Origin of the sequence: Polynucleobacter sp. IMCC30063 (assembly GCF_021395235.1) — a bacterium.
Classification (GTDB): Bacteria; Pseudomonadota; Gammaproteobacteria; order Burkholderiales; family Burkholderiaceae; genus Polynucleobacter.
Genome location: NZ_JAJVCQ010000002.1, coordinates 1 through 20,728, shown reverse-complemented (window position 1 = coordinate 20,728; position 20,728 = coordinate 1). Strand labels below are relative to the sequence as shown.

Annotated in this window: 20 protein-coding genes; 11 read left to right on the top strand and 9 right to left on the bottom strand. The window is 45.3% G+C overall.

Translation table 11 applies throughout. The features are described from left to right. Nucleotides 1-13: 13 nt before the first annotated feature. From hscB to uvrB, 6 genes are all read right to left on the bottom strand, one after another. Nucleotides 14-541 carry a Fe-S protein assembly co-chaperone HscB gene (gene hscB, locus LZG75_RS04755; RefSeq protein ID WP_233935798.1) on the bottom strand — a complete coding sequence of 176 codons (528 nt, stop codon included), beginning with the start codon at nucleotides 539-541 and terminating at the stop codon, nucleotides 14-16. Then, complete coding sequence (gene iscA / locus LZG75_RS04750) at nucleotides 519-842, bottom strand: iron-sulfur cluster assembly protein IscA (RefSeq protein WP_233924340.1); 324 nt, start codon at nucleotides 840-842, stop codon at nucleotides 519-521. The genes hscB and iscA overlap by 23 nt, the downstream gene beginning before the upstream one ends. 15 nt (nucleotides 843-857) lie before the next feature. Further along, on the bottom strand, nucleotides 858-1,241 hold the full coding sequence (gene iscU / locus LZG75_RS04745; RefSeq protein WP_233924339.1) for a Fe-S cluster assembly scaffold IscU: 384 nt from the start codon (nucleotides 1,239-1,241) through the stop codon (nucleotides 858-860). Nucleotides 1,242-1,254: 13 nt separating this feature from the next. Next, nucleotides 1,255-2,514, bottom strand: coding sequence for an IscS subfamily cysteine desulfurase (locus LZG75_RS04740; protein WP_233924338.1), 1,260 nt, complete (start codon nucleotides 2,512-2,514; stop codon nucleotides 1,255-1,257). A gap of 61 nt (nucleotides 2,515-2,575) precedes the next feature. After that, complete coding sequence (gene iscR, locus LZG75_RS04735) at nucleotides 2,576-3,145, bottom strand: Fe-S cluster assembly transcriptional regulator IscR (RefSeq protein WP_233924337.1); 570 nt, start codon at nucleotides 3,143-3,145, stop codon at nucleotides 2,576-2,578. Between the two features lie 165 nt (nucleotides 3,146-3,310). Continuing rightward, nucleotides 3,311-5,383 carry an excinuclease ABC subunit UvrB gene (uvrB, locus tag LZG75_RS04730; protein WP_233924384.1) on the bottom strand — a complete coding sequence of 691 codons (2,073 nt, stop codon included), beginning with the start codon at nucleotides 5,381-5,383 and terminating at the stop codon, nucleotides 3,311-3,313. Nucleotides 5,384-5,616: 233 nt separating this feature from the next. Here uvrB and LZG75_RS04725 point away from each other — a divergent pair, with 233 nt between their 5' ends. The 10 genes from LZG75_RS04725 (at nucleotide 5,617) to LZG75_RS04680 (ending at nucleotide 15,480) form a co-directional block, all read left to right on the top strand. Then, nucleotides 5,617-6,819: an amino acid aminotransferase gene (locus LZG75_RS04725; protein ID WP_233935796.1), complete on the top strand. Its 1,203-nt coding sequence runs from the start codon at nucleotides 5,617-5,619 to the stop codon at nucleotides 6,817-6,819. Nucleotides 6,820-6,847: 28 nt separating this feature from the next. Beyond that, the gene (locus LZG75_RS04720) at nucleotides 6,848-8,143 is read left to right on the top strand and encodes a polyhydroxyalkanoate depolymerase (protein ID WP_233924335.1); all 1,296 of its coding nucleotides are present in this window, start codon (nucleotides 6,848-6,850) and stop codon (nucleotides 8,141-8,143) included. Between the two features lie 21 nt (nucleotides 8,144-8,164). After that, nucleotides 8,165-8,863, top strand: a complete 699-nt coding sequence (gene rsxB, locus LZG75_RS04715) for an electron transport complex subunit RsxB (protein ID WP_233935794.1) — start codon at nucleotides 8,165-8,167, stop codon at nucleotides 8,861-8,863. Further along, nucleotides 8,863-9,519, top strand: coding sequence for an endonuclease III (gene nth, locus LZG75_RS04710; RefSeq protein WP_233935791.1), 657 nt, complete (start codon nucleotides 8,863-8,865; stop codon nucleotides 9,517-9,519). The genes rsxB and nth overlap by 1 nt, the downstream gene beginning before the upstream one ends. Further along, a complete protein-coding gene (locus LZG75_RS04705) occupies nucleotides 9,506-9,937 on the top strand; it encodes a DUF1841 family protein (protein ID WP_233935789.1) in 432 nt (143 codons plus the stop codon). The genes nth and LZG75_RS04705 overlap by 14 nt, the downstream gene beginning before the upstream one ends. A 113-nt stretch (nucleotides 9,938-10,050) precedes the next feature. Continuing rightward, on the top strand, nucleotides 10,051-11,031 hold the full coding sequence (locus LZG75_RS04700; RefSeq protein ID WP_233924331.1) for a TRAP transporter substrate-binding protein: 981 nt from the start codon (nucleotides 10,051-10,053) through the stop codon (nucleotides 11,029-11,031). After that, nucleotides 10,949-11,614, top strand: coding sequence for a TRAP transporter small permease (locus LZG75_RS04695; protein WP_233935787.1), 666 nt, complete (start codon nucleotides 10,949-10,951; stop codon nucleotides 11,612-11,614). Before LZG75_RS04700 ends, LZG75_RS04695 begins: the two co-directional genes overlap by 83 nt. Continuing rightward, nucleotides 11,611-12,921 carry a TRAP transporter large permease subunit gene (locus LZG75_RS04690; RefSeq protein ID WP_233924329.1) on the top strand — a complete coding sequence of 437 codons (1,311 nt, stop codon included), beginning with the start codon at nucleotides 11,611-11,613 and terminating at the stop codon, nucleotides 12,919-12,921. Before LZG75_RS04695 ends, LZG75_RS04690 begins: the two co-directional genes overlap by 4 nt. Before the next feature lie 37 nt (nucleotides 12,922-12,958). Further along, entirely contained in the window at nucleotides 12,959-14,749 is a 1,791-nt protein-coding gene (locus tag LZG75_RS04685; protein ID WP_233935785.1) for an urea amidolyase family protein, read from the top strand. Beyond that, nucleotides 14,746-15,480, top strand: a complete 735-nt coding sequence (locus LZG75_RS04680; RefSeq protein ID WP_233924327.1) for a 5-oxoprolinase subunit PxpA — start codon at nucleotides 14,746-14,748, stop codon at nucleotides 15,478-15,480. Before LZG75_RS04685 ends, LZG75_RS04680 begins: the two co-directional genes overlap by 4 nt. A 26-nt stretch (nucleotides 15,481-15,506) precedes the next feature. On the opposite strand, the gene LZG75_RS04675 is transcribed toward LZG75_RS04680, so the two are convergent. The 3 genes from LZG75_RS04675 to clpB all read right to left on the bottom strand — a co-directional run bounded on the left by LZG75_RS04675 (nucleotide 15,507) and on the right by clpB (nucleotide 20,207). Continuing rightward, nucleotides 15,507-15,935, bottom strand: coding sequence for an HIT family protein (locus LZG75_RS04675; protein WP_233935783.1), 429 nt, complete (start codon nucleotides 15,933-15,935; stop codon nucleotides 15,507-15,509). A gap of 115 nt (nucleotides 15,936-16,050) precedes the next feature. Then, nucleotides 16,051-17,349: an isocitrate lyase gene (gene aceA, locus LZG75_RS04670; RefSeq protein WP_233935780.1), complete on the bottom strand. Its 1,299-nt coding sequence runs from the start codon at nucleotides 17,347-17,349 to the stop codon at nucleotides 16,051-16,053. A 248-nt stretch (nucleotides 17,350-17,597) separates the two neighbouring features. After that, nucleotides 17,598-20,207 (bottom strand): ATP-dependent chaperone ClpB, encoded by a 2,610-nt coding sequence (gene clpB / locus LZG75_RS04665; RefSeq protein WP_233924324.1) that lies wholly within the window; start codon nucleotides 20,205-20,207, stop codon nucleotides 17,598-17,600. 74 nt (nucleotides 20,208-20,281) lie between these two features. Here clpB and LZG75_RS04660 point away from each other — a divergent pair, with 74 nt between their 5' ends. Further along, nucleotides 20,282-20,542 carry a GIY-YIG nuclease family protein gene (locus LZG75_RS04660; RefSeq protein ID WP_233924323.1) on the top strand — a complete coding sequence of 87 codons (261 nt, stop codon included), beginning with the start codon at nucleotides 20,282-20,284 and terminating at the stop codon, nucleotides 20,540-20,542. Nucleotides 20,543-20,728 lie beyond the last annotated feature (186 nt).

Genomic DNA, 20,728 nt, shown 5'->3' with positions numbered 1-20,728 from the left:
AAAATATGCTCGCTTATGCTAAATCAGCAGTTGCATCATCGAGCTCGGTGGCAAATTTATCGATAAATAATAATCCACGCAATAGCTCAGCTGCGCGTACAAAATTACCTGCCCGATCAATTGCCTCAGTAAGCTCAGCGATCGTGTCTTGATACGATAAACGCACTTCTTGACTCAAAATAGCTAATGCAGCTAAATTGTCTTCGTGCTCTTCTAAATTTTCTCGCCAAGCAATTTGTTGTAATAAAAAAGCTGCTGGCATTGCGGTATTGGTTTCAAGCTGAGCATTTACTCCATGTAATTCGCATAAGTAAAGTCCCCGCTGAATTGGATTTTTTAAAGTTTGATATGCCGTATTGGCTAAGGTGGCTAACTGCATGGCAAGCCGTTGCTCACTTTCGGTACCGCGGGCATGCCGATCAGGGTGAACCTCTTTTTGCACAGCTAAATAGGCGCGATCAAGCTCAGCCACATTCACTTGGAATTGCGGATTTAGCCCAAAAAACTGGAAGTAATCTTCAGACGCGGAAAGATTCGCCACAACCACACTCGTCTTTTACGTTTGGATTTTGGAACTTAAACCCCTCGTTCAAACCCTCACGCACAAAATCAAGCTGGGTACCATCGATATAAGCCAAACTCTTCGGATCTACAAATACCTTCACGCCATTCGATTCAAACATCTGATCTTCTGGCGCTGCTTCGTCTACGTACTCCAACTCATAAGCCAAACCCGAACAACCCGTAGTACGCACACCTAAACGCAAGCCGCAGCCTTTACCGCGCTTTTCAATATTATGAGCGACGTGAGCTGCTGCTTTTTCAGTGAGAGTGATTGCCATTTACTTTTACCTTGCTTATGCGGGATGTTTATCTTTGTAATCTTTAACAGCCGCTTTAATCGCATCTTCAGCTAAGATCGAGCAATGAATTTTAACGGGAGGTAAAGCCAATTCTTCAGCAATCAAGGAATTTTTAATTTCAAGCGCTTGGTCTAAAGTCTTTCCCTTAACCCATTCGGTTACCAAAGATGAAGAGGCGATAGCCGAGCCACAGCCATAAGTCTTAAACTTCGCATCTTCGATGATGCCCTGCTTATTTACACGAATTTGTAGCTTCATCACATCGCCGCATGCTGGCGCGCCAACCATCCCTGTGCCCACTTGATCATCGCCCTTGGTAAACGAGCCCACATTGCGTGGATTTTCATAATGATCAATTACTTTATCGCTATATGCCATGATATTTCCTTTATTAGTGAGCAGCCCATTGAATGGTGCTGATATCAATACCGTCTTTAAACATTTCCCATAAGGGCGAAAGCTCGCGTAAACGGGCAATTTTTTCTTTCACTAATTGAATCGTGAAATCAACTTCTTCTGCAGTGGTAAAACGACCAATCGTAAAACGTATTGAGCTATGGGCTAATTCATCATTACGACCAAGAGCACGTAAGACATAGGAAGGCTCAAGCGAAGCTGAAGTACAAGCTGAGCCCGAAGAAATGGCAATATCTTTTAAGGCCATCAACATCGATTCCCCTTCAACATAATTAAAGCTAATATTTAAATTATGGGCAACTCGTTGATCCATATCGCCATTCACATACACTTCCTCAATATCTTTCAGCCCTGCTAATAAACGATCGCGTAAAGCCCGAATGCGTTTATTTTCTGCCACCATTTCAATACGCGCAATTCGAAAGGCCTCGCCCATGCCTACAATTTGATGCACGGGTAAAGTGCCAGAGCGCATGCCACGCTCGTGTCCACCGCCATGAATTTGTGCCTCGATTCGCACGCGGGGCTTACGCCGCACAAATAAGGCTCCCATTCCTTTAGGTCCATAGGTTTTATGGGCTGAGAAACTCATTAAATCAACCTTTAATTTCTCTAGATCAATTTCAACCTTACCAGTTGCCTGTGCCGCATCGACATGCAAAATAATGCCGCGTGAACGCGTTAAGTCGCCAATGCGGGGAATGTCTTGCACCACCCCAATTTCATTATTAACAAACATCACCGAAACCAAAATCGTATCAGGACGCATGGCTGCTTCTAATTGGGCAAAATCAATTAACCCGCTGGGCAGAACATCTAAATAGGTAACATCAAAGCCTTCGCGCTCAAGCTCACGGCAGGTATCTAAAGTGGCCTTATGCTCCGTTTTCACCGTAATGATGTGCTTGCCTTTTTCTTGATAGAAATGGGCTGCACCTTTTAGGGCTAAGTTAATACTTTCGGTTGCGCCACTAGTCCAGACAATTTCACGCGGATCGGCATGAACCAACTTAGCTACCTCAGCACGCGCCTCTTCAACCGCCTCTTCAGCAGCCCATCCAAATGCATGGCTACGCGACGCGGCATTCCCAAATTGCTCCCGCAAATAGGGCAGCATCTTGTCAACCACACGGGGATCAATCGGCGTAGTTGCTGAGTAATCCATATAGACTGGGAAGTGCTTTGGACTAAACAAAGAAACGGGTTGTAAAACTCGACTTTCTGGGGCATTCATGGCGTTTATATGTTCTAAAAATAGTATGCGTTAGATAAATTGAATGTGAGTTATGGGTTTATTAATTTTGTCCTGCTAAATTAAAAACGGAATTCACAATATGTCGCTTGGGGGCAACCTCGGTTTTAAGTGCTTGCGCAGGAGCTAGCTTGGTGGGCTTAGTCACGTTAAGCTTGATTTTCTTATCACGCAAATCGTGCAAGACAACTCCGCGACCTTCTTGTTGCTGCATCAGATCACGCAAGCTAACCGAATTCAGGTACTCAACCATTTTGGCATTCAGGTTAGTCCATAGATCGTGCGTCATGCAACGGCCCAGATGGTCCTCTTCATTATGGCAATTGCCCTTGCCACCGCATTGCGTTGCATCTAGAGGCTCATCAACTGCAACAATAATATCGGCGACACTAATTTGTTCGGCCTTCAGCGCCAAGGTATAGCCGCCACCGGGTCCACGCGTACTTTCAACAATGTTGAAGCGACGCAACTTACCAAATAGTTGCTCTAAATAAGAAAGCGAAATTTTCTGTCGTTGACTGATGCCAGCCAAAGTCACAGGGCCGTGCGCTTCACGCAAAGCCAAATCAATCATCGCGGTTACTGCAAAACGACCTTTAGTTGTAAGTCTCATAAATCACCTATGTTGTGGGTTGCTATGGACAGCTCATAGCCGGACGGATAATATCCGACTAATCCACTCAAGTTTAGCAGATACCCGACTAATTTGCTCAAGCTTTGCCTTCTCACTGAAAGGGTTATTTTACTAGGGCGTTCTTACTAAGACAGGGCTAGAGAGTTAAAGCCTATCATGAGAAAAGGCGCCAAAGGCCATTTCTTTCACTTTAGTTAAGCGATCGCGGGTGGCGGCGGCCTTTTCAAACTCTAGATTTTTGGCTTCTGCATTCATTTGCTTCTCTAAGCTCTTGATTTCTAAGGATAATTGCTTTTCACTCAAGCTTTCATAGCGGGCTCGCTCTTCCGCGACCAAATATTCACTACGCTTTTCACTCACGTCATAAACCCCATCAATAATATCTTTAATGCGCTTGCTCACGCCCTTGGGTTCAATCCCATGAAGGGCATTAAAGGCCACCTGCTTTTCACGGCGACGATTGGTTTCGCCAATAGCTCGACGCATCGAATCGGTCATTTTGTCGGCGTACAAAATGGCCTTTCCCCGAATATTGCGGGCTGCTCGGCCAATTGTTTGTATCAAGCTACGCTCAGAACGCAAAAAACCTTCTTTATCGGCATCCAAAATGGCTACCAATGACACCTCAGGAATGTCTAAGCCTTCGCGTAATAAATTAATCCCCACCAACACATCAAAAGCTCCTAAGCGCAAATCACGAATAATTTCTACCCGCTCTACCGTATCAATATCCGAATGCACATACCGCACCTTGACCCCGTTATCCCCCAAATAATCGGTTAACTGCTCAGCCATGCGCTTCGTTAATACCGTAACTAAAACTCGCTCGCCGACTTTAACGCGCGCCGAAATTTGCATTAATAAATCATCTACTTGTGTGCTAGCTGGTAAAACTTCTATCTCGGGATCAACCAATCCTGTTGGTCTAGCAACCTGCTCAACCACTTGTCCAGTTTTGCCTTTTTCGTAATCAGCTGGGGTTGCCGAAACAAAAATGGCTTGCCGCATCTTGGTTTCAAACTCAGGAAATTTCAACGGTCGGTTATCTAGCGCTGAAGGCAAACGAAAGCCAAACTCCACTAAAGTTTGTTTGCGTGAGCGATCACCGTTATACATACCATTAAATTGGCCAATAAGTACATGGCTCTCATCTAAAAACATGAGTGCATCAGGCGGCAAATAATCTACCAAGGTAGGTGGGGCTTCGCCCGGGGCAGCGCCAGATAGATGGCGCGAATAGTTTTCAATACCTTTGCAAAATCCCAACTCGCTTAGCATTTCTAAGTCAAAACGCGTGCGCTGCTCAAGTCTTTGGGTCTCAACCAACTTACCTGCCTGCACAAATTCTTCAAGACGCTCACGTAGCTCGACTTTAATTGTCTCAATGGCTTTCAAAATAGTCGCTCGCGGCGTCACATAATGAGAACTTGGATAAACCGTAAAGCGCGGAATTTTTTGCTTTATGCGCCCGGTTAAAGGGTCAAAAAACTGCAAGCTTTCAACCACATCATCAAAGAGCTCAATGCGCACGGCTAGTTCATTATGTTCGGCCGGGAAGATATCAATCGTGTCGCCACGGACCCGAAATACGCCCCGCTGAAAATCCACCTCATTACGCTCATACTGCATCGCAATTAAGCGGGTGACGATATCGCGTTGACTCATTTTGTCGCCAGGCCGCAAAGTCATGACCATGCTGTGATAATCGCCTGGGTTACCAATGCCATAAATTGCCGAGACTGTTGCCACAATGATGACATCACGTCGCTCTAATAAACTCTTGGTTGCCGACAAACGCATCTGCTCAATATGTTCATTTATTGAAGAATCTTTTTCAATAAATAAATCACGCTGGGGAACATAGGCTTCAGGCTGGTAGTAATCGTAATAACTAACAAAGTATTCCACCGCGTTGCGGGGGAAAAATTCGCGGAATTCACTATACAGTTGCGCCGCTAAGGTTTTATTGGGTGCAAACACAATGGCTGGGCGCCCCATTCTGGCAATGACATTGGCCATCGTAAAAGTTTTACCCGAACCAGTAACGCCCAATAAGGTTTGAAATGACAAGCCATCCTCGATACCACTCACGAGCGCCTCAATTGCTTGAGGCTGATCGCCGGCAGGAGGAAAAGGTTGATACAACTGATAGGGAGAATTGGGGAAAGTCACAAACTTGGCGGGATCTAGCTCATGGCTGGCATCGACAAATGCCATACTTTTGCCTTTTTCCAGCAACAAGGCGCTCTCAGGCTCTGGCTTGGCTAATTTAGGCGGTTTAGGGAACTTGGGGGGCATCTCAGCTATCATTTCATTTGTGAAGCGTTTCAACACAAATTTTGCACAAACGGTGATTTTGCCGTTTTTATTTCAATTTGGGCGAAATGCTTTGAAAACTTGTTTTTGTTGCCCCCTTACCCAGAGCCCTTAACCCGAACTATAGCGATCCAATGACCCTGTTTTCCTCTGTTGAGTTAGCCCCAAAAGACCCTGTTTTTGGCACAACCGAAGCCTATACGGCCGATAAAAATCCCACTAAAGTCAATTTAGGCGTCGGTGTTTACTACACTGATGAGGGGAAAGTACCTGTCCTTAAAGCAGTCGTTGAGGCAGAAGCCACTCACGTAGCCAAACGCACCCCCCGGAGTTATGTTCCTATCGAGGGTCCGCTAGCTTACAACTCCGAAGTGCAAAAATTACTCTTTGGCGCAGATTCCCCTCTCCTTAAAGAAGGTCGAGTGGTCACCGCAGCATGTTTAGGCGGTACGGGCGCCCTCCGAGTGGGAGCTGAATTTATTAAGCGTTTAGAACCCAACGTACCAGCGGCAATTAGTGCCCCGACTTGGGAAAATCATCGCGGTATTTTTGAGTCGGCTAACTTTAAAGTGCTGGAGTACACCTACTTCGATAGCAAAACCCGTGGTGTTGATTTTGCCGGCATGGTGCAATCCCTTGAATCTTTCCCACCACGCACTGCAGTCGTCTTGCATGCCTGCTGTCATAACCCTACTGGTGCCGATCTGACGCTTGAGCAGTGGCAACAACTGGTCACCATTTTTAAAACACGAGACTTAATTCCATTTTTAGATATTGCCTATCAGGGTTTTGCAGCCAGCATCGAAGAAGATGGGCTGGCGGTACGATTATTTGCTGATTCAGGCATGTCATTTTTTGTATCGAGTTCCTTTTCAAAATCATTTTCCTTGTATGGCGAACGAGTTGGAGCAATCTCAATCGTCACCCAAAGTCGCGATGAAGCGGCACGCGTACTCTCCCAACTAAAACGGGTCATTCGGACGAATTATTCAAACCCGCCAACCCATGGTGGCGCAGTCGTTGCGACCATTTTAAGCTCACCAGAGTTAAGAAAAATGTGGGAAGATGAGCTGGCGGAAATGCGTCTGCGCATCAAGGCCATGCGTACTCAACTTGTTACCAAACTCAAGGCAGCTGGAGTAAAACAAAACTTTGATTTCATTCAAACGCAACGGGGTATGTTCTCGTACTCAGGGCTTACCCCTGAACAAGTTCATCGCCTGCAAGTAGAAGATAGTATTTATGCTTTATCCACTGGCCGTATTTGCGTCGCCGCCCTCAATACAAAAAATATTGACAAAGTAGCGCAAGCCATTGCTAAAGTTTTAGCAGCCTAAGCCTTAATATTAGTCGCCAGGAGGCCCTATGCTCTATCAAATGTACGAATTTCAAAAAGCGCTTTTACTACCGATGAGCTCTTGGGCCAAAGCGGCCGCCGATACTTTCATGAATGTATCGAACCCCTTATCAAAAATCCCTGGATCTGAACGTTTAGCAGCCAGCTATGAATTGCTTTATCGACTTGGTAAAGAATATAAAAAGCCCGAATTTGGTATCCGCTCCGTGCATGCTTATGGTAGCGAAGTGGTCATTCATGAAGTCACTAAAGTTGCTAAACCATTTTGCAAATTAATTCAATTCAAACGCTATTCAGATGATGCGCAAGTAATTAATCAGATGAAGCATGATCCGACGATTTTATTGGTTGCACCGCTATCGGGCCATCACTCCACCCTTTTACGTGACACCGTGCGTACTTTATTGCAAGATCACCAGGTCTTTATCACCGACTGGGTCGATGCTCGCCAAGTTCCCTTGAGTGAAGGGGAGTTTGGTTTAGATGACTATGTTCATTACATCCAAGACTTTATGCGTGATATTGGCGTTGCAAACCTACACGTCATTTCAGTTTGCCAACCAACCGTACCCACCTTAGCAGCAGTTGCTTTAATGGCTTCTCAAGGTGAGCCATTGCCGCTGTCAATGATTATGATGGGCGGACCAATTGATGCACGTAAATCGCCTACCGCGGTGAACTCATTGGCTGATAAAAAATCGTATGAATGGTTTAAGAGTCATGTCATATATAAAGTACCCCCACCCAATCCGGGGGTTGGACGTAGTGTCTATCCTGGTTTCCTACAGCACTCTGGCTTTATTGCGATGAATCCACAGAATCATCTGCAATCCCATTGGGATTACTTCCAAAATTTGGTGCGTGGTGACGAATTAGATGCTAAGCAACACATTCATTTCTATGATGAATATAACGCGGTCTTAGATATGGATGCCAAGTATTACCTCGACACAATTAAGACAGTTTTTCAAGACTTTGCTTTACCTAATGGGACGTGGGAAGTGGCCGGAAAACGCGTTAAGCCAGAAGACATTAAAACTACAGCCCTTCTCACGATTGAGGGCGAGTTAGATGACATATCTGGAAGCGGCCAAACTCGAGCAGCACATAAATTATGTAAAGGCATTCCACTGGAGCAAAAAGATCACTATGAAGTATCGGGGGCGGGTCATTATGGTATTTTTTCTGGCCGCCGTTGGCGCGAAAAAGTCTATCCACGCATCCAAGCCTTTATTCGAGCACATGAAGATACCCGTCGTACGACACCTCCACGTGCTAGCAAAGCGCCTGCTAAATTGGCTTAACTTGCCCTCCCTTGTCTCACTATGAATGCAGTGGAGTTGGCAGCGCTTTTAGAAAACGCCTTGCCACAAACCCAATGCACTAAATGCAGTTATCCAAATTGTCGTGGCTATGCAGAAGCGATGTCTACAGGGGCTGCTCCCCCCAATCAATGCCCGCCAGGGGGTGCTGAAGGTATTACTCGCTTAACTCGTATTTTAGAAATCAATCTTCCTCAAGCCCACTTTCCGCAGCTCGAACTAAATCCAGTCAATGGCAAAGAACGTCCGCGTGCCGTGGCATACATTCATCCCGAACAATGTATTGGCTGTACCTTATGCATTCAAGCCTGTCCTGTCGATGCGATTGTTGGCGCATCAAAACAAATGCACGTGGTACTTACCGAATGGTGTACTGGCTGTGATTTATGCATTCCACCTTGCCCAGTCGATTGCATCAGCATGGTAGACGTGACTGGCGAAAGGACAGGTTGGGACGCCTGGTCACAACCCCTCGCTGATTTAGCCCACAGCCGCTATTACCAAAGGGAAACACGCTTAGACCGCGAGCAAAAAGATAATCAAGTGCGCCTCAGCTTAAAGGCGCAAGCAAAGTTGGCTGAATTAGATTTAACTAAGGCACAGTCTAGCGCTGAGCTCACTGAAATTGAACGTAAACGCGCCATCATTGCTGCTGCTATTGCACGTGCCCAAGAACAAACGAAGGCCGCTGGCAACCCATGATGAATCGAACGCAACGCGAAACATTTTTTCAGCAATTAAAAAACAACAATCCACATCCAGAAACTGAGCTTGAATATAGCTCGCCTTTTGAACTGCTTGTAGCCGTATTGTTGTCAGCACAGGCTACTGATATTTCCGTTAATAAAGGTACACGCCAACTCTTTAAGGTCGCTAATACACCCCAAGCCATACTAGCCTTGGGTGAGGCCGGCGTTCAGCCCTACATACAACATATCGGCTTATTTCGCACTAAAGAAAAACACTTGCAAGCGACCTGCCAACTACTGCTTGATCGGCATGCTGGGGAAGTGCCACGTGTTCGCGCAGATCTTGAAGCTTTACCTGGGGTGGGTAGAAAAACGGCTAATGTCATTCTCAATACGGCGTTTGGCGAACCCACTATTGCAGTTGATACCCATATTTTTCGAGTCTCGAATCGTACTGGCTTAGCTCCTGGCAAAGATGTGCAAGCCGTTGAACAACAATTACTCAAGCGTGTACCAAAAGAATTTTTACGCGATGCGCATCACTGGCTCATTCTGCATGGTCGTTATATTTGTAAAGCCCGTAATCCCGATTGCGCGCATTGTCTGGTAGAGCCACTCTGCCAATATCCCCATAAAACGAGTCAAGGAAAAATCCGTGGCGCTCTTTAATCCAAGCCGAGAAGAAGTACGGCGCTTCTTTTGCGAAACGTGGCAAAAACAAACTCAAAGCCAAATCTTGACGCCCTTGGAGACGCTGGCTACTCAATGGATTGCACAACATCCTGAATACCACTCCCTCTTGAGTAATACAGAAGCAGCACTCCAGAAAGACTACACACCTGAAGGTGGGGTTACTAATCCTTTTTTGCATCTTTCCATGCATTTATCGATTAGCGAGCAAATTTCCATCGATCAGCCGCCAGGGATTCGCGACATTCAACAACGCTTAGTGCAAAAATTGGGCTCAGAACATGAAGCCCAACACCAAATCATGGAGTGCCTTGGTCAAGTGATGTGGGAGGCCCAGCGTCTTGGTGGAAACCCTGATGCGCAAGCATATTCATTAGCCTTGCAGCGCTTACTTTAAACAATTTCTCGCAAACCCTAATTTGGTGCACTTCATTTAGCCAAATGGCTCAGTGAAAATGTTACTATTTTGAATCGCGGCTTAATATAGGCGCCCTAGAGGAGACTTTAATCATGAAATCGTTGCAATGGTTTTTTAAAATTAGCTTAGCAGCATTACTTATTGCGCCGTTGGGCTTAACCCAAGCGCAAACTAAATGGGATTTAGCTAGCGCTTACCCAGTGAGTAATTTCCACACCCAAAATTTACAAGCATTAGCAGCTGATATTGAAAAAGCGACTAATGGCAAACTCAAAATTGTGGTTCATCCTAACGGCTCACTCTTTCCTGCCAATGGCATCAAGCGCGCAGTTCAAACGGGTCAAGCGCAGATGGGTGAAGTTCTCATTTCTTCTTTAGCAAATGAAAATCCCATTTTTGGAGTCGACTCCATTCCGTTTTTAGCGACAAGTTATAAAGAGGCAGCCAAGCTTTGGGCTTTATCAAAAGAACCTACTGAAAAAGCTTTACAAAAACAAGGTATCAAAGTTCTTTATGCAGTTCCTTGGCCACCCCAAGGTCTTTACTCTAAAAATCCTATCACTACGGGTGCTGATCTCAAAGGCTTAAAATGGCGCGCCTATAACCCTGCTACTTCAAAGATCGCTGAATTAGTCGGTGCCCAACCCATTACTGTGCAAGTTGCAGATTTAGCCCAAGCATTAGCAACAGGTACCGTCAATGCCATGATGACTTCTGGCGCAACGGGCGTGGATATTAAGGTTTGGGAAAGCTTAAAGTATTACTATGAAGTAGATGCATGGCTGCCAAACAATATCCTTATGGTTAATCAAAAAGATTTTGATTCTTTAGATAAACCCACTCAAGCGATTCTGGTTAAATTAAGTGCAGAGGCACAAAAACGGGGCTGGGATGTATCAGAAAAGAAGAATAAGAGCGATAAAGAAATCTTGGCTAAAAATGGCATGATCGTTGGTCCACCCTCTCCTGCACTCAAAAATGATTTAGATCGTGTTGGTCGCATTATGGTGGCCGAATGGATTAGAGCTGCAGGCGAAGAAGGGCAAAAAATTATTACTGCCTTTAAAAAATAATGCGCCCAAGCCAACCCAATTGAGTATGACGGAGACTAGACGAACTCGATTGGGTCGCTTACTTGATGTCATTATTAACGGAGCCGCCATACTGGCGGCTTTGTGTATTTTGACCGTTGGCGCATTAATGATGGCGATGTCACTATCACGTGAATTTGGTATCAATTTACGTGGCGCCGATGATCTGATCGCTTGGCTCTGTGCTGCCTCAGCCTTTCTCATTTTGGCGCAAACCTTTCAGCATGGCGGTATTGTGCGTGTCGAAATTATGTTGAATCGCCTTAACCCCTTGTGGCGTTGGCGTATGGAGTGGATCTCGTTGCTCTTCTTATTAGGATTTTGTCTTTTTGCGCTCAGCGCATTTACTTTATTTACGTATCAAAGCTGGGCATTTGACGATGTCTCACAAGGTCAAATTGTGGTGCCTTTGTGGATCCCGCAAATTTTTGTCGCAATCGGTAGTCTTATTTTTACACTTGCCGTAATAGATGAGCTAATCCGCGTTCTCCGACATCAGAAACCACGTTATCAAGCGCTCCAAGAAGAGCGTTTAGCAGCTGGTGATTTTGGAGAAACCTTGTGAGCATTGTCACTATCGCGCTTTTGCTGTTGGTGCTGATGACCGTGTTATTGATGATGGGTATTTGGATTCCGGCTGGCGTAGCCATTACCGCCTGGATTGGTTTGGGGCTTTTTTCCAACAAAGACACCATGATTAATTTAGCCAATGCTTGGTGGAATTCGAGCTCCTCCTATACTCTGGCCGCTTTACCCTTATTTGTATGGATGGGCGAAATTTTATTTCGCACCAAGCTCTCAGAGCAAATGTTCACTGGTTTGGCGCCTTGGCTTAATTGGCTACCTGGCAGACTTATGCATGTGAATATTTTAGGCTGCGGTATTTTTGGCTCAGTCTCAGGCTCATCTGCAGCAACATGCGCCACGATTGCTAAATCGGCCTTACCTGAATTAACCAAGCGCGGATATGACCCAAAAATTACTTTGGGCTCATTATCCTGTGCGGGCACACTCGGTATTTTGATTCCACCCTCAATCATCATGGTGGTCTATGCTGTCGCAGCCGATCAATCCATCATCCGAATTTTTTTAGCGGGCTTTATTCCTGCGGCGATTTTGATGCTTTTGTTCTCTGGCTACATTGTCGTTTGGGCACTGCTCAACCCGACTAAAACACCAAAGGCTGAAAAATATTCTCTGCGCCAACGCATCCATTCAATTGGTCAGCTGTTGCCGTGTACAGCACTAATTGTTTTCATTACTTGGGTCATGTTAAAGGGCTACGCAACAGCCACAGAAGCTGCAGCCTACGGAGTCGTTGGCTCGCTAATTTTAGCTGCGCTGGGTAAAAGCCTCACCTGGAAAAACTTTTGGGAGAGCCTTTTGTCGGCAACCCGCTTAACCGCAATGATTATGTTTGTGTTGGGTGCAACCTCATTTTTATCGATCGTCATGAGTTATACCGGCATCCCACGCGGCCTAGCTGAATGGGTGGCGAGCTTACATTTAAGTCCTTGGGCGCTGATTGCAGTATTAACTGTGATTTATATTTTATTGGGCACTGCGCTGGATGGCATTTCAATGATTGCACTGACTACAGTAACGGTATTACCAATGGTGCAACTTGCTGGCTTTGATTTAGTCTGGTTTGGGATTTTTATTGTGCTCTTAGTGGAAATTGCCGAAGTAACCCCACCAGTCGGTTTTAATCTTTTTGTGCTGCAAAGTATGACAGGCAAAGATAGTAACTATATTGCTAAGGTATCCTTTCCTTTTTTCATGATGATGGTCATTGCAGTGGGCTTAATTACGATTTGGCCTGAATTGGTTACTTGGTTGCCAGATCAAGTGATGCAAAAAGAAATAAAGTAGCGCAATTAGCCACTAATTTTTTTCCTGAGTTTAGATAATGGTCTCGGTAAATAAAAACCAAGTCAATCATACTGCTGCATCGATTCCCTATTTTAATCTGGGAGATAGCTGTCTTTTGCTGGATTGTTCACAGACCAGCTCACCCATTAAAGCGGTGCATGCACTCACCCAGACGCTCTTTAAAAATCATCCTGAGTGGGCACTTGATATTATTCCAGGTATCGAAACTCTACTCATTCGCTATCACTTTAAGCAGCGCGCTCCCGAGGAGGTGCGAGCCCTTGCCAAACTCGAAATGGATCTTTTATTGCAAAATTTTTTGCCCACACTGGAAAATAAACCACCCACAAACAATCAAGTACATACCATTCGAATTTGTTATGACGAGCGCGTAGCGCCTGATTTAGTAACCAGTGCAGCGCAATGCAAATTAACTACGCGTGAGTTCATTGAATTACATCAGCAGTCTAATTTTACGGTTGATATTGTCGGATTTATGCCTGGCTTTGCATATTGCAGTGGCTTAAATCCGCAACTTAAATTACCACGGCTGAAGTCGCCTCGTGCTGCAGTTCCTGCTGGTTCAATCGCTATTGCCGGCTTGCAAACAGCAATTTATCCCCAAGCTACACCAGGTGGTTGGAATTTAATTGGTAAGTGCCCCGAGACCTTATTTGATGTCAATCGTAATCCTCCCGGGCTCTTCATGCCTGGCGATCAGATCCAGATTGAAGAAATTACCTTTGCTGAGCTGCTGGAAATTGAGGCGGTAGAGGCGACTGCTAACAAACACAACATTGCCCTTGTGCAAAGTCATGAACCCAAGCCAATTGATCTTGAAATCATGAATTCCGGCACGCTCACCACGATTCAAGATGCTCCTCGATATGGTTTGATGCATTGGGCTGTAAGTCCTGGTGGTTCTGTAGATCAAGCCGCCCTGCAGTTGGCGAATGCTTTGGTTGGCAATGCTCCCGATACTGCTGCACTGGAAATTACTTCCATTGGACCCCGCCTTATTTTTCACAACGCAGCCATCATCGCTTGGATTGGTGGTATCTGTGAGGTAAAAATTAATGGACAACTCACTCCCGGTAACCGTCCCATTTCGATCAAGGCGGGCTCAAGAGTCGAATTTGCTGAAATTGCATCAGGCTACCGGCTGATCTTGGCTATTCGTGGCGGCATCGATACGCCAACAATTCTCGGTCGTAAGGGCTCCTACTTAAGTGCCAATATTGGCCCTAAAAGACTGCAGAAAGGCGACGTTCTGAGCTTAATACAGTCGTCTCAAGTTGATATGGAGCCTGCGCTGCAGGCCTTAGTTGATCAATCCAAGCCGCAGCACTATCCCAAATGGTCGATCCAATCACCCTATATCGCTAATCAAAAAATTGCTGTAATTGATGCTTTACCAGGGCTACATTTGCAACAACTGAGTAAAAAGGAGCAAGCGCTATTCTGGCAGACAGTCTGGACTATTTCCCCCCAAAGTAACCGAATGGGGATGCGCCTACAAGGTGACTTTGCTTTGAAAATACCTTTTCCTGAAATTGCTTCGCAAGGCATGATGCTAGGCACCGTGCAACTACCTGCATCTGGTGAGCCCATTATCATGATGGCTGAGCACCAAACGACTGGGGGTTATCCCCGTCTTGCTGAAGTTATTCGTAGTGCCCAAACTAAATTAGCTCAGTTAAAGCCTGGGCAGCAGATTCGCTTGAACCCAGTTACCTTAAATGAAGCAGATGCAATAAACTTACATGCTGATGAAGAGCTACAAACGACGCTTGCAGCAATTAAAATAGCTCTTGGAGGCAAACCATGAATAAAAAAATTGATCTGAATAGTGACATGGGCGAAGGCTATGGCGTATGGAATATGGGCCATGACCTAGAATTGCTGAACTATATTAGCTCGACCAACATTGCCTGTGGCTGGCATGCTGGTGATGCGCGGCGAATGCGTAATTTAGTGACGGCAGCAGTCGAAAAAAATGTGCGCATTGGCGCTCATCCTGGTCTACCAGATTTAAATGGTTTTGGGCGACGCGAAATGGCCATTACAGCTGAAGATGCCTACGATTTTGTGATGTACCAAACCGGGGCGTTGCAGGCATTTGTGCTCGCTGCTGGGGCTAAGTTGCATCATGTTAAGCCGCATGGTGCTTTGTATACTCAAGCAGCTAAAGATCTCGAACTAGCGCGTGGTATTGCTAGAGCTGTCCATGATCTTGGTGACGACATCATCTTGTATGGCCTAGCATCAAGTTGTTTTGTACAAGCAGCCGCAGAATTTAAAGTGCCCTTGTGGCAAGAAGTCTTTGCCGATCGACGTTACTTAGCTAGCGGCTTATTAGTTCCTCGTAGTAATCCTCGCGCGGTACTATCGGATGAAGCTGAAGCGCTAGCACAGGCTATCGCGATGGCCCACCAAGGAACCGTGCAAACGATCGATGGTACTACTATTCAATTGCAGGCAGATACGCTGTGTATTCATGGCGATAACCCGCATGCATTGGTATTTGCCAAGGCCATCGCTAAACAATTACTCGCATAGAGAGGGGTAGTATCGGGATTGCTTAACTAGTGCAAATTAGCGATCGTTTCGCGAATCATTTTAGGTAGTTGTAAAGCCAATTGCTGTCTAACTAAAAGCGGATTAATTTTTTCACCCCGCTTACGCTGCGACCAAACAGAGTCAGGGAAAAATGGATCATCCTCATAACGCGGAATAATATGCCAGTGCAAATGAGGCACTTGATTGCCTAATGATGCTAAATTAACTTTGTTTGGTTGCATCACCTGACGCATTGCTTCTTCAACGGCAAATACAATGGTCATCAAAATTTCCCGTTCGGAATAACTTAAGTCGGTCATTTCAGCGACGTGGCGATTCCAAATCACACGGCATAAACCGGGCAAATCAGGGTCTGCCACCTGCACTACGCGGCAATCATCACCACTCCAGATGACGATACCGCCGTCTTGTTCACATAAGTTGCAATTAGCCATAACTAAGAATGTAATAGAAAAAGGCGCTCAAGTCACCCTTGTAAGGTTTCTTGAGCGCCATCACAACAACTTTAGGCGCTTTTACGGTATTTGCGCTTACTTTAGGAAGCTAAATTTAGTGAAATTGCTCTTCTTCGGTTGAGCCTGTTAAAGCGGTTACCGAAGACTTTCCACCCTGAATGACCGTTGTTACATCATCGAAATAGCCTGTACCCACTTCTTGCTGATGTGAGACGAAGGTATAACCCCGCTCACGCGCAGCAAATTCTGGTTCTTGTACTTTTTCTACATACGCTGTCATGCCGCGGGTTGCGTAGTCTTGTGCTAAATCAAACATGTTGTACCACATCGAATGAATGCCAGCTAAGGTTATAAATTGGTACTTATAACCCATTGCACCCAACTCGCGTTGGAACTTGGCAATTGTCGCGTCATCTAAATTCTTTTTCCAGTTAAATGAAGGTGAACAGTTGTAGGCCAACATTTTTCCGGGGAATTTAGCCCGCACCGCTTCAGCAAACTTACGGGCAAAATCCAAATCGGGCGTACCTGTTTCACACCACACCATATCGGCATAGGCAGCGTAAGCTAAACCTCGGGATATTGCTTGATCTAAGCCTTTGCGGGTTTTATAAAAGCCTTCAGGCGTACGTTCACCAGTTAGGAAGGGTTGATCATTTTCATCGTAGTCAGAAGTAATTAAATCGGCTGCTTCAGCATCAGTACGCGCCAAAATAATTGTTGGCGTACCCATCACATCGGCTGCCAAGCGCGCTGAAATCAGTTTTTGAACTGATTCTTGAGTGGGCAATAAAACTTTGCCACCTAAGTGTCCGCACTTCTTCACTGACGATAATTGATCTTCAAAATGGACAGCGGCTGCACCACTTTTAATTAAGGCCTTACTTAATTCATAAGCATTTAACACGCCACCAAAACCAGCTTCAGCGTCGGCAACAATCGGCGCATAGTAATCGATATAACCCGGATCGCCAGGATTAATTCCCTTTGACCACTGAATCTGATCAGCCCGCTCAAAGGCGTTATTAATGCGTTCTACGACTTTGGGTACCGAATCAACTGGGTATAAAGACTGGTCTGGATACATCGCTGCATACGAATTATTATCGGCAGCTACTTGCCAACCTGATAGGTAAATGGCTTTAATGCCTGCCTTCACTTGTTGCATGGCCTGGCCGCCAGTTAATGCCCCCAAAGTACTGACATAGGCTTCGTTATTAACTAGATTCCATAATTTCTCAGCACCAGTCTTCGCGAGGGTGTGTTCAATTTTGAGTGAGCCACGTAAACGCACGACATCATCAGCGGTATAGCCACGCTTAATACCCTGCCAACGAGGGTTGGTATCCCAATCCTTTTGAATTGCTGCTGCCTCTGCTTTGCGTGTACTCATCATGCTCTCCTTGGATAAATAAAATCAGTCTTATGTCTTATATAAGAGTGTAGAGATTACAAGCTAAGTTGCAAGCCTTATAACAACAGAATATAAAAATATTTAAGCTAACATTATCAACAACTTACAGTTATTAATTCACTATATGAAATGATAATTCAGTGCTTGAAATAAATTCGAGCAAGTTTGTTGCGCTGCATTTTAGCCAGGGAAATGCCATTCCATATGATGAAATGGCACCATCAAGCTTAATGCACTTGCCGCTTAAAGCTAAATTCACCTTTTTTATCGACATCCACTGGCACTACGTCCTTCGGTCCAAAGGTGCCTTCCAAAATCATTTTTGAAACAGGGTTCTCAATGTATTGTTGAATGGCCCGCTTTAATGGTCGCGCACCATAGACTGGGTCAAAACCTACTTCAGCAATCTTATCTAAGGCGGCGTCACTCACCTCTAGTTGCATATCAACCTTTGCCAAGCGATCAGCTAAGTTTTTCAAGAGAATCTTGGCAATGGAAGCAATGTTCTTTTTATCAAGTCCATGGAACACCACAATTTCATCGATGCGATTCAGAAACTCAGGGCGGAAATGATTTTTCAATTCACCAAAGACAGCTTCTTTGATGGCTGCTTGTTTTTTACCTTCGCTGGACATCGATTGAATTAAATGCGAGCCAATATTACTTGTCATCACAATCACGGTATTTTTAAAGTCAACCGTTCTGCCTTGCCCATCAGTTAAGCGACCATCATCCAATACCTGTAACAGTACATTGAATACATCAGGGTGGGCTTTCTCAATTTCATCAAACAAAATCACGCTATAGGGCTTGCGTCTTACTTGCTCGGTAAGGTAGCCGCCCTCTTCGTAACCCACATAGCCAGGGGGCGCACCAATTAAGCGGGCCACACTGTGTTTTTCCATGAACTCACTCATATCAATCCGAATTAAATGATCTTCACTATCAAACAAGAAACCCGCTAGTGCTTTACAGAGCTCGGTTTTGCCTACGCCGGTGGGGCCTAAAAATAAGAATGACCCATAGGGCCTATTCTCTTCTGATAAACCTGCACGTGAACGACGAATGGCATCAGAGACAGCCCGAATCGCTTCTTCCTGGCCCACGACGCGATTGTGTAATAACTCTTCCATTTTTAATAATTTATCGCGTTCACCTTGCATCATCTTCGATACCGGAATGCCAGTAGCGCGCGAGACAACTTCAGCAATTTCTTCAGCGCCAACCTGTGTACGTAGGAGTTTATTTTTAACTACGCCGTCTTTATCGCCCTTTGCCTCTGCTGCTGCGGCGGACTTTAGCTTTAGCTCTAACTCGGGCAATTTGCCATACTGCAGCTCGGCCACTTGCTCTAATTTACCTTCACGCTGCAGTTTCGTAATTTCCGCTTTAATCTTTTCAATTTCCTCTTTCAGGGTAGCGGCGCCTAAAACTGCACCCTTTTCGGCTTTCCAAATCTCTTCTAAATCGGCATATTCAGCGCCCAAACGTTTGATTTCTTCTTCAATCAAATCTAGGCGCTTTTTGGATGCCTCATCTTTTTCCTTCTTCACCGCTTCGCGTTCAATTTTGAGCTGAATGAGGCGGCGCTCTAATTTATCCATCACCTCAGGCTTAGAGTCGATTTCCATACGAATGCGTGAGCCTGCCTCATCGATTAAATCGATGGCCTTGTCTGGCAAGAAACGGTCGGTAATATACCGATGTGACAACTCAGCCGCAGCAACAATGGCGGGATCGGTAATTTCAATACCATGATGCAATTCATAACGCTCTTGTAAGCCGCGCAAAATTGCAATCGTTGCCTCAACACTTGGCTCATCCACCATCACTTTTTGGAAGCGACGCTCTAATGCAGCATCTTTCTCAATGTATTTACGGTATTCATCGAGGGTAGTTGCGCCAATGCAATGCAATTCACCGCGCGCTAAAGCCGGTTTAAGCATATTGCCTGCGTCCATTGCCCCATCGGCCTTGCCTGCTCCTACCATCGTATGAATTTCGTCGATGAAGATAATGGTATTACCTTCATCCTTGGCAACATCATTTAGCACAGCCTTCAAACGTTCTTCAAATTCACCACGATATTTAGCGCCAGCTAATAACAAAGCCATATCTAACACTAATACGCGTTTATTTTTTAAAGTTTCTGGAACTTCACCATTGACAATACGCTGTGCCAAGCCCTCAACAATGGCAGTCTTACCTACGCCTGGCTCGCCTATTAAGACGGGATTATTTTTGCCGCGGCGTTGCAAAATTTGAATCGTGCGACGAATCTCATCATCGCGCCCAATTACTGGGTCGAGTTTGCCAAGACGAGCTCGCTCAGTTAAATCTAAGGTATATTTTTTTAAGGCTTCACGTTGACCTTCAGCATCGGCACTATTCACAGACTCTCCTCCTCGGACTACATCAATTGCGGCTTCTAAGGCTTTACGGGTTAAACCATTTTCGCGAGCAGCTTTGCCTAACGGACCCTTATCATCAGCAATCACCAATAAAAAAAGTTCGCCAGCAATAAATTGATCGCCGCGCTTATTCGCTTCTTTTTCAGTGAGATTGAGCCAGCCCGATAAATCACGGCCAACCTGCACTTCTCCATTGGTTCCCTGTACCTCAGGAAAACCATCAATGATTTTTTGAGTCGCTTTTTCTAATCCGGCAACATTGACTCCAGCGCGGGTTAATAAGCTTCTTGCTGCGCCATCTCGCTCGCGTAACATGGCCATGAGCAAATGCGCTGGCTCAATGTATTGATTATCTTTAGATAAAGCAATGCTTTGCGCCTCGTTGAGCGCCTCCTGAAATTTACTAGTTAATTTATCGATTCTCATGATTTACCTTAAAGCGACAAAAATTAATATCATATGAGAATATAAGGGCAAATCCCCTAATTGCAAGCTGAAATATGCCTAAAACTACCCATTTTTCTTGGTATGTCTACCTCTTAGAGTGTAGCGATGAAACCTACTATGCCGGCATCACCAATCGCCTTGAGCATCGCTTAGAGGCCCATAATTTAGGACTTGGTGCTCGGTATACCCGCTCCCGCAGACCAGTGATTTTGCTCGCCAGTCAACCCCATCCTGACCGCTCCAGCGCCTCAAAAGCAGAAATAGCCCTCAAGCGCTTACCTCGGTCAAAAAAAATAGCGTTTTTTAAGCTTTAATCTACGCCCTACTATAAATCCTACAGGTGGAATGTTGATAATATTATCTAATGTAATTGAGGCACGTCAAAAATAACTGGCAAGCTTACTGTAGCACCTGTAAGCTTAGTTGCTAATTCGTTTCTCGCATTTGCAGCTTCAGCTAAATTAGAAAATGTGGCTGAGACAATCTTTAAGTTGTCATAG